At 71.9% G+C, this 14,913-nt stretch carries 14 protein-coding genes; 7 read left to right on the top strand and 7 right to left on the bottom strand.

The annotated features are described in order from the left end of the window. Nucleotides 1–28: 28 nt before the first annotated feature. The 4 genes from EIY87_RS03660 to EIY87_RS03645 form a co-directional block, all read right to left on the bottom strand. Nucleotides 29–742, bottom strand: coding sequence for an MOSC domain-containing protein (locus EIY87_RS03660; RefSeq protein WP_125306211.1), 714 nt, complete (start codon nucleotides 740–742; stop codon nucleotides 29–31). 380 nt (nucleotides 743–1,122) lie between these two features. Beyond that, nucleotides 1,123–1,896, bottom strand: a complete 774-nt coding sequence (locus EIY87_RS03655) for a mechanosensitive ion channel family protein (protein ID WP_125306210.1) — start codon at nucleotides 1,894–1,896, stop codon at nucleotides 1,123–1,125. A 311-nt stretch (nucleotides 1,897–2,207) separates the two neighbouring features. Continuing rightward, on the bottom strand, nucleotides 2,208–3,431 hold the full coding sequence (locus tag EIY87_RS03650; RefSeq protein ID WP_225439681.1) for an ABC transporter permease: 1,224 nt from the start codon (nucleotides 3,429–3,431) through the stop codon (nucleotides 2,208–2,210). Next, nucleotides 3,428–4,336, bottom strand: a complete 909-nt coding sequence (locus EIY87_RS03645; protein WP_125306209.1) for an ABC transporter ATP-binding protein — start codon at nucleotides 4,334–4,336, stop codon at nucleotides 3,428–3,430. Before EIY87_RS03645 ends, EIY87_RS03650 begins: the two co-directional genes overlap by 4 nt. Before the next feature lie 130 nt (nucleotides 4,337–4,466). On the opposite strand from EIY87_RS03645, the gene EIY87_RS03640 reads away from it, so the two are divergent. From EIY87_RS03640 to EIY87_RS03620, 5 genes are all read left to right on the top strand, one after another. Next, nucleotides 4,467–5,681: a PucR family transcriptional regulator gene (locus EIY87_RS03640; RefSeq protein WP_125306208.1), complete on the top strand. Its 1,215-nt coding sequence runs from the start codon at nucleotides 4,467–4,469 to the stop codon at nucleotides 5,679–5,681. A gap of 277 nt (nucleotides 5,682–5,958) precedes the next feature. Beyond that, nucleotides 5,959–6,882 (top strand): ACP S-malonyltransferase, encoded by a 924-nt coding sequence (locus EIY87_RS03635; protein WP_191983939.1) that lies wholly within the window; start codon nucleotides 5,959–5,961, stop codon nucleotides 6,880–6,882. Beyond that, complete coding sequence (locus EIY87_RS03630; RefSeq protein ID WP_125306206.1) at nucleotides 6,879–7,862, top strand: beta-ketoacyl-ACP synthase III; 984 nt, start codon at nucleotides 6,879–6,881, stop codon at nucleotides 7,860–7,862. The genes EIY87_RS03635 and EIY87_RS03630 overlap by 4 nt, the downstream gene beginning before the upstream one ends. Before the next feature lie 74 nt (nucleotides 7,863–7,936). Next, a complete protein-coding gene (locus EIY87_RS03625; RefSeq protein ID WP_004559006.1) occupies nucleotides 7,937–8,182 on the top strand; it encodes an acyl carrier protein in 246 nt (81 codons plus the stop codon). Nucleotides 8,183–8,210: 28 nt separating this feature from the next. Then, complete coding sequence (locus tag EIY87_RS03620; RefSeq protein WP_125306205.1) at nucleotides 8,211–9,461, top strand: beta-ketoacyl-[acyl-carrier-protein] synthase family protein; 1,251 nt, start codon at nucleotides 8,211–8,213, stop codon at nucleotides 9,459–9,461. A gap of 47 nt (nucleotides 9,462–9,508) precedes the next feature. Here EIY87_RS03620 and EIY87_RS03615 read toward each other — a convergent pair whose 3' ends face one another. Continuing rightward, the gene (locus tag EIY87_RS03615) at nucleotides 9,509–10,102 is read right to left on the bottom strand and encodes a hypothetical protein (protein WP_125306204.1); all 594 of its coding nucleotides are present in this window, start codon (nucleotides 10,100–10,102) and stop codon (nucleotides 9,509–9,511) included. Nucleotides 10,103–10,132: 30 nt separating this feature from the next. Then, a complete protein-coding gene (locus EIY87_RS03610; protein ID WP_125306203.1) occupies nucleotides 10,133–10,636 on the bottom strand; it encodes a DUF3145 domain-containing protein in 504 nt (167 codons plus the stop codon). 272 nt (nucleotides 10,637–10,908) lie between these two features. On the opposite strand from EIY87_RS03610, the gene EIY87_RS47555 reads away from it, so the two are divergent. Further along, a complete protein-coding gene (locus EIY87_RS47555) occupies nucleotides 10,909–12,993 on the top strand; it encodes a hypothetical protein (protein WP_158641279.1) in 2,085 nt (694 codons plus the stop codon). Nucleotide 12,994: 1 nt separating this feature from the next. Here EIY87_RS47555 and EIY87_RS03605 read toward each other — a convergent pair whose 3' ends face one another. Further along, the gene (locus tag EIY87_RS03605) at nucleotides 12,995–14,389 is read right to left on the bottom strand and encodes a dihydrolipoyl dehydrogenase family protein (RefSeq protein ID WP_191983938.1); all 1,395 of its coding nucleotides are present in this window, start codon (nucleotides 14,387–14,389) and stop codon (nucleotides 12,995–12,997) included. Between the two features lie 133 nt (nucleotides 14,390–14,522). On the opposite strand from EIY87_RS03605, the gene EIY87_RS03600 reads away from it, so the two are divergent. Then, nucleotides 14,523–14,912 carry an Lsr2 dimerization domain-containing protein gene (locus EIY87_RS03600; RefSeq protein ID WP_225439680.1) on the top strand — a complete coding sequence of 130 codons (390 nt, stop codon included), beginning with the start codon at nucleotides 14,523–14,525 and terminating at the stop codon, nucleotides 14,910–14,912. Nucleotide 14,913: the final 1 nt, after the last annotated feature.

Genomic DNA, 14,913 nt, shown 5'->3' with positions numbered 1-14,913 from the left:
CCAACATGCTCCGCGCGGGGCGAATTCCCTAGGGAGTGTGAGGGGCGGTACATCCCACCTCGTGGACATCCCCGACGCGGAGCACGCCCCCGCGGACCACGCGCGCCTGCACGCCGAAGGACACGTCGTTCACCTCGGAGATGGTCTTGAGCAGCCCGGGCGCGGCCGGGAGGTCTTCGCACGGCAGGCCGACCATCACGCAGCGGACGGCCTTGCGGAGGACCTCCAGCTCCACTTCGCCGAGCCGCACCCGCGCCCCCACCCAGGATTCCTCGGCGCGGTCGGGGCTCGATCCAGTGTCGAGCAGGACGTTGGCCCGGAACCGCCGCTCGTCGAGCACGACCCCCGGCGCGCGTTCGGCCAGCCAGGCCAGCGAGGACGTGGTGACCAGGTGGACGGGGGCTTCGTCGTGGTGCGGGATTTCCGCTTCCTTCGCCAGCTCGACGTCCGGGATGCTCAGCGCGTCGGCCAGTTCCGTGGTGATTCCGGTGCCGGGGAGGACGCGCCCGTCGGGGAAGGTGACCACCGGGACGTCACCGTCGTAGCGGGCGGCGAAGGCGTGCAGGCCGGGCATGCGGCGGAAGCGGGTGGAGTTCTTTCCGCTGCCGAACTTGCCGCTCGCGTCGCGGACCGCGTACAGGCGATCGCCGTCGAGGCCGCGCTCGCCGACGGCGACCTCGGTCAGCCGTTCGCCCGCCATCGACTTCACCGGATAGCGCCAGAGCGCCGCGACGACCCCCATCGGTCCAGGGTAGCCCCGGGAACACGAAAACGGGCGCCGAGCTGCGGGGCCTCACTCGCCCTGGCCGACCGGAACGCCCTGAATGAGTCATTCAGGTCTCCAGAGGATGCTGTTGGCTTATTCGGGGTGGATGCGCCGGTGACGAGGCTTTGAAAGCCGTGAAGGCCTCCTTACCGGCTCTTATGCCCGGTAAGGAGGCCTTCACGGACATTGACCCTCGTCGCGAGAGAGCTCCTTCACGGCCCTGGGGGTCGGTGTCCCGAATAAGCCAACAGCATCTCCCGGGGTCCTGAATGACTCATTCAGGACCACCGGGAACACGAAAACGGGCCCGGCGGCTTCCTCGTCCGCCGAGCCCGTTCCCGCCTTCCGCTACCGCGTCACACCGGCGGACGCGGGGTGCCCGCCGGCGGCGTGGGCGTGTTGTCCGCGCCCACCGGCGTGCGGGGCCGCTCGGCCGTGCCCATCTCGCCGGAGCGCTGCTGCGGCGTCTCCAGCTGGTGTTCCATGTTCGCCATCCAGCCGCGCCAGCGGTCCTGGGCCGGCTTGATCAGGCCGCCGCCGAAACCGACCACGATCACGCCGCCGATCGTCGCCAGCACCGCGATCAGGACCGGGCCCGTGATCGCCGTCGCGATGTTCACCTGGCCCAGCGCCGCGATGATGCCGAACGCCATGATCAGCCAGTACGCCGCCAGCGACAGCGGACGCGCCGCACCCCGCCCCGACAACGCCGAGGCCACCACATCCCGCACGACCTTCGCGATCGCCGCCGCCACCACGACCAGCACCAGCGCCACCACGATCCGCGGCAGGAACGCAATGATGTCGTTGAGCAACTGGCTCACCGGGTTCGTCGGCCCGAACACCCCGAACGCCAGCTGCAGCGCGATCAGCAGGATGAAGTAGTACACCAATTTGACGAGGATCCCCGCCGCGTCGATCTTCTGGCTGCCGATGTTCCCGGAAAGGCCGGTCTTCTCCACGAGTTTCCCGAACCCGACTTTGCCGAGGACCAGCCCCAGCGCTTTCGAAACCGCCTTCGCGATCAGCCAGCCGATCAGCAGGATGATCAAGAATCCCACGAGTTTCGGGACGAACGTGGCCACCAGGTTCCACGCCTGCCCGAGCCCGTCCTTCAGTTGCTGGCCCATACCAACTCCCTCCACGGGTTTTGCGCCCGAATCTCCACCCGCCGATTCGCCGGTGGTGCCGCTGTGTTGCACGCGATCGTGGATCAGGTACCCAGCTACGGCAACTCGTGCGCCCCACGATCGAGTGAGACGACTGGCGCGGAAAGATCAGCGATGGCCATACTGGTTCCACCGGTGGGGACCGGGGAGACGAGGCCGTCCGGCGCAGCGTAAACCGCGAGCGCCGGGCGGCCTCGAGCATTGGGGGGCAGACACTGTTCCGGCCCCCGGACACCGAAGCGTCCGAGGGCCGGATGAACAATCGGCGAACCTCAGGCGGCGCGCAGGGCGTCGCGCAGTTTCACCTTCGCGCCGGTGCGCATCACCGCATTCCGGTAGATCCGCGCGGCCAGCCAGATCAACCCCGGAATCATCAGCACCACCAGCACCACCGACAACGCGGCTTCCCACACCGGGACCCCGCCCATCGCCAGCCGGATCGGCATCAGCGTCGGCGAGAACACCGGAATCACGGAAAGCACCTCGACGAACGTGCTGCCCGGGTTCGACGGCAGCACCGAAATACCGATCACGTACCCGGCGATCACGAACATCAACGCCGGCATCGTCGCGCCGCCGACGTCTTCCTGGCGCGAAACCAGGGCGCCCAGCGCGGCGAACACGATCGAGTACATGAAGAACCCGAGCAGGTACCAGACGATCAGCCAGATCACGGTGCCGACGGCCGCCGACAGCGACAGGTCCGGCAGCGCCCCGGTCGCCGTGACGGCCACCAGCCCGCCGACCCCGATCACGACCATCTGGATCAGCCCCACCACGCCGATGCCGAGCACCTTCCCGGCCATCAGCTGCCACGGCTTGATCGTCGAGAGCAGCAGCTCCACCACGCGCGACGTCTTCTCCTCGACGACGCCCTGCGCCACGCTCTGGCCGTTGATCATCAGCGAGAGGTAGATGAGGATGCCCGCGGCGATGCCGAGGCCGAGCTGCGCGCCGTTGTAGTCGTACGGCTGCTCCAGCGGCTGGTCCTCGATGAACTTCGCTTCCGCGACCGCCGCCTGGAACCGCGCGGGGTCGCCGCCCAGCGCGGTGATCTGCTGGTCGATCGCGACCTGGCGCGCCAGCAGCTGCAGCACGTTCGCGAGCTTGCCGTCGAGGTCCTTCTTGACCTGGACGCGCACGCTCTTGCCGTCGCCGGTCAGGAGCGCGTCGATCGAGCCGTCGGCCAGCTTCGCGCGCCCGGCGGCCTCGTCGGCGACCTGCACCGTGTCGATCTTCTCGTCGACCGCCTGCCCGCCGGCCTTCAGCGGGGCGGACAGCGGAGCGGTCGCGGACGTGTAGCCGACGGTCTGGTCCGCGCCGCTGCCGCCGGAGAGCAGCTTGAGCAGCAGGATGCCGGCCACGATCAGCACCAGCATGATCCCCGTGCTGACGCGGAAGGCCTTCGACTTCACGCGGGTGCTGATCTCGCGGGAAGCGACCAGCCCCACCGCAGCGGCCGGGCTCATCCGGACGTCCGGGAGCGGGCTGGTCATGCGGGAACCTCCTCGGTCGTCACGACGGAACGGAACAGGTCGGCCAGCGAAGGCTGTTCGCGCGCGAACTCGCGCACCGGCCCGGTGGCCAGCGCGGCCTTGAGGACGTCCTGGTCGTCCGCGCCGGCACCCAGCTCCAGCTCGGTGACCGTGCCCTTGCGGCCGAGCACCCGCACGCCCGGGACGCCGTCGGCCCAGCCGTCGCCCGCCTCGGGGACGTCGACGCGCAGCCGCGCGGCCCCGCCGGAGCGCAGCTCGCCGACCGTGCCGACCTCGACCATCTGTCCACTCCGGACGATGCCGACCCGGTCGCACAGCCGCTCGACGAGGTCGAGCTGGTGGCTGGAGAACACGACCGGCACGCCCTCGGCGGCCTTTTCCTTGAGCACCGCGCTCATCACGTCGACCGCGACCGGGTCGAGGCCGGAGAACGGCTCGTCGAGCACCAGGATCCGCGGCTCGTGCACCAGCGCCGCGGCCAGCTGGACGCGCTGCTGGTTGCCGAGGCTGAGCTTCTGCACCTCGTCCTCGCGGCGGGCGGCGACGCCCAGCCGTTCGGTCCACTTCTCCGTCGACGCCCGCGCGTCGGCCGCGGACATGCCGTGCAGCCGCGCGAGGTACGTCAGCTGCTCGGCCACCTTCATCTTCGGGTAGAGCCCGCGCTCTTCGGGCATGTACCCGATGTGGCGCCGCGTTTCGTGCGTCACCGGCTGCCCGTCGTAGCGCACTTCGCCGGCGTCGGCCGACAGCACGCCGAGCGCGATGCGCATGGTCGTGGTCTTGCCCGCCCCGTTGCTGCCGACGAACCCGAACAATTCGCCCGGCCGGACGTCGAACGTCATTTCCCGCAACGCGACCACGTCGCCGTAGCGTTTGGAGATCGCGTCGATCTCTAAACCGGTCATTCCGGTTCCCCCATTCTCTCCTGCTTCCCCGGTGCCCGCGATCCTAGGCATTACTCACACGCTCCGCCTACCGTCCGGCGTTGCCGCCGGGGGCTACGAAAGTTGCGGAGCACGTAGGATCGCTCCAACCATGGATGGAACCACCACCCCGCGCCGGGTGCCGAAGCACCACGGACTGTCCGCGAAGACGCTCCGGCGGCTGGAGCACGCGTCCGGCAGCCTGGCCAGCGCCAGCATCGCGGTGATGGAGCGGCGGCTGACCTGGTTCGCCCGGCTGCCCGCCGACCAGCGCGCGAGCGTGCTGCTGATCACCCAGGCGGGTGCCGCGGGCTTCGTCGACTGGCTGCGGGACTCGAAGGAAGCGCTGCAGCTGACGACCGAGGCGTTCCGCGACGCCCCGGCCGAGCTGTCGCGCTGGGTCAGCCTGCGCCAGGCGGTCGGCATGGTGCGGCTGGCCATCGAGGTTTTCGAAGAGCAATTGCCCGAATTCGCCGCGAACGAAGCGGAACGGGCGGCGCTGATCGAAGGAATCCTGCGCTACGGCCGGGAAATCGCGTTCGCGGCGGCCAACTCCTACGCGGCCGCCGCGGAAGCGCGCGGTGCGTGGGACGCCCGGCTGGAGGCGCTGGTCGTCGACGGCATCGTCCGCGGCGACGCCGAGGAGTCGGTGCTCTCGCGCGCCACGGCGCTGGGCTGGGACCCGACCGCGGCGGCGACCGTCCTGGTCGGCAACCCGCCGTCGGACGACCCGCCCGCCGTCGTGTTCGAGGTCCGCAGCCGCGCCGCCCGCGTGGGCCGCCCGGTGCTGCTGTCGGTCCAGGGCTCCCGGCTGGTCGTCGTGGTCGGCGGGCCGACCGACGGCGGCGTCAAGGAGCGGGAAATTCTCACGCGGATGTCGGTAGCGTTCGCCGAGGGCCCGGTGGTCGCCGGCCCGACGGTCCCGTCGCTGGCCGAGGCCCACCACAGCGCGACCGAGGCGCTCTCGGGCCTGCGCGCGGTGGTCGGCTGGCCGGGCGCGCCCCGGCCGGTCCGCTCGGGCGACCTGCTGCCCGAGCGCGCCCTGTCCGGGGACGCGGAGGCCGAGCGGCTGCTGGTGGACGCGATCGCGCGGCCGCTGGAGGAGGCGGGCCCGACGCTGCAGCGCACGGTGGAGACGTACCTGGAGAGCGGCGGCGTGCTCGAGACGTGCGCGAAGACGCTGTTCGTGCACCCGAACACCGTCCGCTACCGGCTGCGGAAGGCGGCGGAGCTGACCGGCTGCCAGCCGGCCGACCCGCGGGACGCGCTGGTGCTGAGGATCGCGCTGACGGTGGGCAGGCTGGCCCGCGCCCGCGGCCTCTGGTGAGGGCCGGACTCAAGCGCCCCAATGTGGCGTTCGGTGCGTCTGACGCACCGAACGCCACATTGGGTGCGCTGGACGCAACCAACGCCACATTGGGGCGTTTGGTGAGGGCCCCGTCACGTGACGGACTTAACAGCGAAAGGTGATTGAACCCGACAAGGCATCCGGGTTACGCGCGAGCTTCTCCGGCGCGTCTTTGGAGGGTTCCGACAAAGACGCCGCGTAGACACTGTGAGCGTCGGCATCCCCGGAAAGCACCGTCGCGGTGTTGTCTTGGAGGGTGACAGCAGCAGTCCTCGCTCCCGGTCAGGGGTCCCAGGCCCCCGGCATGTTCACGCCCTGGCTCGACCTCGACGGCGCGCGCGAGCGCGTCGCGCAGTGGTCCGACCGCGCCGGGCTCGACCTGCTCCGCCTCGGCACGGAGGCGGACGCGGAAGAGATCCAGGACACCGCGGTCGCGCAGCCGCTGATCGTCGCCCTCTCGCTGCTCACCTTCGAGCACCTGCAGGCCACCGCCCCGGTCGCCGCGGACGCGCCGGTCGCCGGTCACTCCGTCGGCGAGCTCGCCGCGGCCGCGATCGCCGGCGTGCTGAAGCCCGAGGACGCCGTCGCGCTCGCCGCCGTCCGCGGGGCCGAGATGGCCAAGGCCTGCGCGCTCGAACCGACGTCGATGGCCGCGGTCATGCTCGGGGACCCCGAGCAGGTCGTCGCGTGGCTGGAAGAACGCGGCCTGACCGCCGCGAACCGCAACGGAGCGGGGCAGATCGTCGCCTCCGGCGCCGCCGACGCCGTCGCGAAGATCGTCGCCGAACCCCTGGAAGGCACGAAGATCCGCGCCCTCAAGGTGGCCGGCGCGTTCCACACGCAGTACATGGCGCCCGCCGAAGAGGCGTTGCGCGCCCACGCCGCCGAGCTGACCCCGGCCGACCCCACCCGGCCGCTGCTGTCCAACGCGGACGGCGCCGTCGTCACCAGCGGGGCCGAGTACCTGGAGCGACTGGTCTCGCAGGTCACCCGGTCGGTCCGCTGGGACCTGACGATGGACGGCCTGGTCTCGCTCGGCGTCACCCGCACCGTCGAACTCGCGCCCGCGGGCACCCTGACCGGCCTGGTCAAGCGGCAGCTCAAGGGCGTCGTCACCACTACCACCGCGCTGAAGTCGCCGGCCGAACTGGCCGCGCTGCGCCAGGAGGACGCCTCGTGACCGACCGACCGGCCCTGAGCCTCAACCCGGGCTCCCGCGGCAGCCGCGTGCTGGGTGTCGGCAGCTACCAGCCCGAGCGGGTCGTCACCAACGACGACCTCGCGAAGATCATGGACACCAACGACGAGTGGATCCGCACGCGCGTCGGCATCGTCGAGCGCCGGTTCGCCGACAAGGGTGAGCTGCTGACCGACATGGCCGTCGCCGCCGGCACCGCCGCGCTGGCCGACGCCGGGGTCGATCCGTCCGAAGTGGACACGGTCATCCTGCCGAACTGCACCATGCCGACCCCGATCCCGAACGCGGCCGCCCAGGTCGCCGCCCGGATCGGCATCCCGAGCCCCGGCGCGTTCGACCTCAACGCCGCGTGCGCCGGGTTCTGCTACGGCCTGGGCGTCGCCTCGGACCTCATCCGCGGGGGCTCGGCCAAGAAGGTCCTCGTGATCGGCGCCGAGAAGCTCACCGATTCGGTGAACCCGGTCGACCGCGCGAACGCGATCATCTTCGCCGACGGCGCGGGCGCCGCGGTCGTCGGCCCGTCCGACGAACCGCAGATCGGCCCGGTCTCCTGGGGCAGCGCCGGCGACCTCGTCGACCTGATCGGGATGACCGAGGACAAGTTCATCTACCAGGAGGGCCAGTCGGTCTTCCGGTGGGCGACCACGAAGATCGCGCCGATCGCGATGCAGGCGCTGGACGTCGCCGGGCTGAAGCCGTCCGATGTGGACGTGCTGATCCCGCACCAGGCGAACCTGCGCATCGTCGAGGCGATCGCGAAGAAGCTCCGGGCCAACGGTGCCCGTGAGGACATGGTCGTCGCGGACGACATCAAGTACTCCGGCAACACCTCGTCGGCGTCCATCCCCCTCGCGCTGGACCACATGCGCAAGGCCGGGACGGCGAAGCCCGGCGACGTGGTGCTGGCGGTCGGGTTCGGCGCGGGCCTGTCCTACGCCGGGCAGGCGTTCGTCTGCCCCTGATCACCGTTACGCTCCCCGCGGGCGCTCGCCCGAGGGAATACCGACCCCAGAAAGACCGAGAAGGGAACAACCCCATGGCTGACAACGCTGAGATCCTCGCCGGCCTCGCCGAGATCGTCGAAGAGGTGGCCGGTGTGGCTCAGGACGACGTCACCGCCGAGAAGTCGTTCGTGGACGACCTGGACATCGACTCGCTGTCGATGGTCGAGATCGCCGTGCAGGCCGAGGACAAGTTCGGCGTCAAGATCCCGGACGACGAGCTCGCCAACCTCAAGACCGTGGGCGACGCCGTGAACTACGTTTCGGCCAACTCCAAGTAAGTCCTCTTCCCTCCTTGAGGAGACTCAAATGAGCAACATCGACGTCGTGATCACCGGTCTCGGCGCCACCACACCGCTCGGCGGGGACGTCACGTCCACCTGGGACGGTCTGCTGGCCGGGCGGAGCGGGATCCGGGCGATCGAGGCCGACTGGGTCGAGGAGCTGCAGCTGCCGGTGAAGATCGGCGGCCAGCTGGCCGTCGACCCGTCGGAGGTCCTCCCGCGGGTGCAGGCCCGCCGGCTCGACCGCTGCGAGCAGGTCGCGCTGATCGCCGCCCGCCAGGCGTGGGCCGACGCCGGGTACACCGAGCCGACCGACGAGCACACCGACGTCGACCCCGACCGCCTCGGCGTGTCGATCGGCACCGGTGTCGGCGGCCCGGTCACCCTGCTCACCCAGAACGACCTGTTGCACCAGCAGGGTCTCCGCAAGGTGTCGCCGCTGACCGTGCCGATGCTGATGCCGAACGGCCCGGCCGCGCACGTCGGCATCGACCTGAAGGCGCGGGCCGGCGTGCATTCGCCCGCTTCGGCCTGCGCTTCGGGAGCCGAAGGCATCGCGAGCGGGGTCGAGATGATCCGCTCCGGCCGCGCCGACGTCGTGGTCGCCGGCGGTGCCGAGGCGTGCATCCACCCGATCACGCTGGCCGGCTTCGCCCAGGCCCGCACGGTGTCCACACGCAACGACGACCCGGGCGCGGCTTCGCGGCCGTTCGACGCCAACCGGGACGGCTTCGTCCTCGGCGAGGGCGCCGGCGTGGTCATCCTGGAGCGCGCGGACGTGGCGAAGGCCCGCGGGGCGCGCGTCTACGCGACGATCGCCGGGCACGGCATCACCTCCGACGCCTACCACATCACCGGCAACCACCCGGAGGGCATCGGCCAGATTGCCGCGATGCGCGCGGCGATGAAGATGGCCGGCGTCACCGCGGCGGACGTCGGGCACGTGAACGCCCACGCGACGTCCACTGTGGTCGGTGACATCGGCGAGGCGGCGGCGATCCGCAACGCGGTCGGGGAACACCCGGTCGTGACGGCGCCGAAGGGCGCGCTCGGCCACCTCGTCGGCGGTGCCGGCGCGGTCGAGGGGATCATCACGATCCTGTCGCTCTACCACGGCATCGTGCCGGCCACGATGAACCTGACCGACCTGGACCCGCGGGTGCAGCTGGACGTCGTTTCGGGTGAGCCGCGCAAGGTCGAGCTGACCGCGGCGATCAGCAACTCGTTCGGCTTCGGCGGCCACAACACCGCCCTGCTGTTCACCCCCGCGGCCTGACGGACGCGAAAAAAAGGGGCCCGGCTTCGGCCGGGCCCCTTTTTTCGTCAGCATTTTTCGTGTTCGGGCGGCGGGCCCTTGTCGATCGAATCGATCTTCAGCGCCGACTGCTCGACGACCATCGGCAGCACCAGCCGCCACTTGATGCACGGCTCCTGGAAGAACGGCGGGGCGTCCTCGGGGTTCTGCACGCTGGTGAACCCGACCAGGACCCGCAGCGACGAGCCGGAGCCGCGTTCGATCCGGTAGACGACGGCGTCCCTGTCCTTTGTGGTGCGGACGCCGTTCTTCCACGTGGTGAGCGACTGCTCGGCCACCCGCTGCGCGCTGACCACGCTCGTCCACTGCTGGTACTGCTTGTTGTTGATGGCGGAGAAGTACGTCTCGATGACCTTGCGGACGGCCTCGGCCTGCGGATGGGCGCGCGCGTCGTCGGTCATCCGCACGGCGTCCGCGGCGGCCGGCTCGCCGCTGCCCGACGTCGCCGGCGTCGCGACCGCGGCGGAGGTGTCGTCGGCGGGCTGGTCGGGCCGGCGGTAGAGCTCACGCGCGAGCAGGCCGGCCCCGACGGTCACGGACAGCACGACGACCACGACGGGCACCAGCCAGCGCTGGCGAGAGCTGGGGGCGGGGGTGGTCACGCCGTGAGCGTACCGGCCCCCGTCCCGCGGCTAGCCGACCTGGTGCAGCCAGGTGACCGGGGCGCCGTCGCCGGCGTGGCGGAAGGGCTCGAGCGCCTCGTCCCAGCTCGCGGCGAGGAGTTCGTCGAGCTTGTGCGCGAGGGATTCACCCCCGCGGGTCATGGCGACGAGCGCGCGCAGCTGGTCTTCACCCACCACGATGTCGCCGTTGGCGCTGGTCCGGCCGTGCCACAGGCCGAGGCCGGGCGCGAAGCAGTACCGCTCGCCGTCGACGCCCGCGCTGGGCTCTTCGGTGACTTCGAACCGGATCATCGGCCACGCCTTGAGGGCGGACGCCAGCTTGGCGCCGGTGCCCGCGGGCGCGCGCCAACCGCATTCGGCGCGAAGCTGACCCGGACTGGCCGGCTGCGCCGTCCACTTCAGGTCAACGCGGGCACCCAGGGTGCCCGAAATAGCCCACTCGACGTGCGGACACACCGCAGACGGCGACGAGTGGACGTACACCACACCTCGGGTGCTGCCACGGGTGCTCACTGCTACCTCCGCTTGTTGCTCGACGAGGGACGTCTTCCCCTACGCCCTGATTCGAGCTGCGGAACGGCTTCAGTGCGGCTCCCGAATGCCGCCTCCGATGCGTTGTAGCACATTCTGCACCCCAACCGTGCTGTTTGGCCACATGAACACCACAAGTCACCCGGGGCACCACTTTCGGAGGGCACGCGGCCGCGTCCTCCCCGTGTCGCACGATGGATACGGCCACGCGCGCTAGCGTGATGACCCGGAACGACGAGCAGGGAGGGGTTTCGGTGCGACTGGTGCGCCTGGAGCGGCAGCAGTCCCGGGTGGCCGACGACATCCGGGCGGCACTGGCGTCCCTGGGCCGCGGCAGCACCGTGATCGGCGGCATCGCCCTGATCGGCGTCGGCTCGGTGGCGGACCGCCCGATCGAGGCGGTCGTCCTCCTCCCCCACGGCGTGATCATCGTCATCGGCGTGGACCTCCCGGACCCGGCCCTGCGCCTGGAAGCCCCGCTCGGAGCCCCGTGGGTCGCGGACGGCTGGCCCCTGGTGGCCGACGACGACGCGGTCAACCCGGCCACGGAGGCCCTGGACATCTCCCAGGCGTGCGAGCACAAGATCGCCACCCTGGTCCCGGGCACGGCCCCGGTGGGCACGATCATCGCGGTGGGCCCGTACGTGGAGACGGTCGACCAGCCGGCCCGCGACCTGGCGGGCCCGGTCCGCGTCCTCCACCCGACCCCGACCACGATGCTGGCGGCAACGGTCTCCCTGGCCACCGCCCACCGGCCCCGCTCGGTCGACCAGGTGCGCGCGCTGATCCGCGGACTGGCCCCGGACGCCCCGGAGTTCTCCGACGACATCCTGGTGGGGGAAGGCTTCAGCCGGTTCACGGACGACTCGCCGCCGGAGTCCCTTTGGGACAGCGCCCCGGCGGTCCCGCTCCAGGCGAGTTCTTCGGGGTCGGTTGCGTCCTCGGGCGGATCCGACTGGCGGACGGCGACTCCGGTGCCGGTGGAGCCTGTGGTGGCTCGGGAGGCGGAGCCTGCCGTCACGTCCGAAGTCCCGCTCGCCGAGGTCGCGCCGGAGCCGGACGCTCCAGTCATCGCCGAATCCGAGCCCACCGCGCCGGCCGAAACCGAGCCGGAATCTCCCGCGGGCTCCGAAACCGCGCTCGCCAAGCCCACTGCGGCAGAACCTCCCGCCGCAGCCGCCGCGCCTGCCGAAGCCGCACCCGCCGAGCCCATCGCAGCCCCGGAACCGCCCGCTGCCGCAGCACCCACCCCGGCCGCAGCCGAGCCAGAACCTCCCGCCGCTCCCACCGCTGCGCCCGACCCGAAACCCTCCGCGGCGCCCGAGCCGGAACCGCCCGCTGCTGCCGCGGCACCCGCCCAGGCCGCGGCCGAGCCAGAACCTCTCGCCGAGCCCGACCCGGAACCACCCGCCGCACCCGAGCCCGAAGCACCCACCAAAGCCACGCCGGGCCCGAAGCTTCCCCTTGCCCTCGAAATCGCGCTCCCCCAAGCCACCCCGGCCCCGGAAACCGCACCCGAGGACGCCGAACGCACCGAAGTCCTCCCCGCACCGGCCTTCCCCGGCGCCAAAACACCCCACCTCACCCAGCCGGGTGAGCCCGGACCGTCCACCCCGGACACCGAGCGCACCGAACGCCTCCGCACCCCACCCTCGCCGCACCCCCGAGAACCCGGGCAGCCACGACCCGCGGGACCGGTCCGGCCGTCCCCCCGGCCCCGGCCCGAAACCGCCTCCCGCACCGTCCGCTGGCTCCCCCTCGCCGCCATCGGCCTGCTCGTCCTGCTGGTCGTCGCCGCGATCGCCGTCGCCACCACCGGGGACGACACCGCCGCCGCGCCGACCGGGCCGCCCACGCCCGCCACGCAGCCGCCGCCCGCCAGTCCGACGACCGCCGCTCCCGCGCAGAGCCTGCAGTTCGCCCTGCGCGCCGCCGATGCCGATCAGCGGTGTGCGTCGCACGCCTTCGGGGACGCCCAGGCCAGCCTGCAGCAGACCAGCTGCTCCGGGGTGCGGCGGGCCAGCTACGCCGCCACCGTCGACGGGCGGCCCGGGGCCGTCAGCGTCGGGATCGTCGAGTTCCCCGACGCCTCGCAGGCGGCCGCCTTCAAGGCCGTCGCGGACACGCCGGGCGGGGGCGGGATCCTCGACCTCGCCACCGAGACCGGCAAGTGGGGCGACACCGCCCCGCCGCGGTTCGAGAACGCCGCCTACGCCTCCAAGGTCGAAGGCACGTCCGTGCGGCTGGTGCAGGCCGTCTGGGCGCCGGGACCGTCCACTCCGGACGATCCCGGCCTCGCCCGCGCCGCCAAGGCCGCGCTGGACCTGCCCGCGCGGTGACTCAGAGCCCGTAGGCCTCGAGCAGCCGCAGCCACACCTCGCTGATCGTCGGGAACGACGGCACCGCGTGCCACAGCCGGTCGAGCGGCACCTCCCCGACGATCGCGATGGTCGCCGAGTGCACCAGCTCCGAGACGTCCTGGCCGACGAACGTCACGCCGAGCAGCACGTTCCGCTCGGTGTCGACGACGATCCGGGCCTTGCCGGTGTAGCCGTCCGCGTGCAGCGACGAGCCGGCCACCGCGATGTCGATGTCGACGACCCGGTCGGCCGACCCCGGCCGCGCGTCCGCCAGGCCGACCGCCGCGACCTCCGGGTCGGTGAACACGACCTGCGGCACGGCGTGGTGGTCGGCCGTCGCGGTGAACGGGCTCCACGCCTCCGTCGAGACCGGCTTGCCGGTGGCCAGCGCCGCCACCGTGTCGCCCGCCGCGCGGGCGCCGTACTTGCCCTGGTGGGTCAGCGGGGCGCGGCCGGTGACGTCGCCCGCCGCGTACAGCCAGCCACCGTCCACTGCGGACACCCGGCCGGTGTCGTCGACCTCGAGCGCGGAGCCCGGCTCGACGCCGAGCGTTTCCAGCCCGAGCTTGGCGGTGGCCGGACGGCGCCCGGTCGCGACCAGGAACTCGTCGACGACGAGCGTTTCGCCGTCCTTCAGCGTCAGCTCGGTGCCGGACTCGCCCGCGGCGACCCGCTCGACCCCCGACTCCGTGTGCACGAACACCCCGGCTTCGCGCAGCCCGTGCAGCACGAGGTCACCGGCGAAGGGCGCGTTGCGCGGCAGCGGGCGCTCGCCGGTGATCACCAGGTGGACTTCCGAGCCGAGCGAGGCGAACGCCTGCGCCATCTCGACGCCGACGACCCCGCCGCCGAGGACGCCGAGCCGCGCCGGCACCGACTCCGCCGACGTCGCTTCGCGCGAACCCCACGGCCGGATCGTGTCGAGGCCCGGGATCTTCGGCGTGTTCGGCACGCTGCCGGTGCAGACGATCACCGCGTGCCGCGCGGTCAGCACGCGGTCGCCGTCGACGGTCACCTCCCGCTCACCGGTGATCGCGCCGTGCCCGCGGACCGGTTCGATGCCCGCGCCGCGCGCCCAGTCGACCTGTCCCGAGTCGTCGCCCTTGCCGGTGAACCAGTCACGGCGGGCGAAGACGGCCGCCGGATCGACCCGGTCGCCGACCGGCACGCCGGGCACCCGCTTGGCGGCGGCGAGGAGATTTCCCGGCCGCAGCAACGCCTTGCTCGGGATGCAGGCCCAGTACGAGCACTCGCCGCCGAAGCGTTCGTGTTCGACGAGGGCGACCTTCAGCCCGCCGCGGGCCGCCCGTTCGGCGGCCACCTCCCCCACCGGACCCGCGCCGATCACCACTACGTCAAAAGTCTGTGCAGCCATGGGTTCAGCGCACACCACCGCGCGGGATCGCGCAAGCCAGCGGCTATCCTCGTCAGGAAGCTGCAAGTTTTTCTCGGCGGCACCGGGTGCCGTCGGCCCGGTGCGCGCGAAGACCGGAGCACGGGAGGTTGTCGTGGCCAAGAACACGGCTGTGCGGGTGCTGGACGATCTGACCGGCGAGGCCGCCGCGGAGACGGTCGGGTTCGGGCTGGACGGCATCGAGTACGACATCGACCTCTCCTTCGCCAACGCCGACGCGCTGCGCGAGCTCCTGCAGCGCTACGCCGACGCCGGCCGCCGCACCGGGGGCCGCAAGCGCCGCCCGCGGATCGTGCCCGGCGCGAAGCGGCCGCGCGCGAAGGCCGCGGCGAAGACGGCCACCAAGGCCACCAAGGCGACGACCACCAAGGCGAAGGCCGAACCGGCGAAGACGACTCGCGCCCGGAAGGCCGCGGAGCCGAAGAAGACCACGCGGGCGACGTCGCGGAAGGTGCCCGGCGTCACGTTCTCGGCCGCCGAATGAG

The organism is Amycolatopsis eburnea, assembly GCF_003937945.1.
GTDB lineage: Bacteria > Actinomycetota > Actinomycetes > Mycobacteriales > Pseudonocardiaceae > Amycolatopsis > Amycolatopsis eburnea.
The sequence above is the reverse complement of the archived record's forward strand: the minus strand, read 5'-3'. Positions and strand labels throughout refer to the sequence as shown.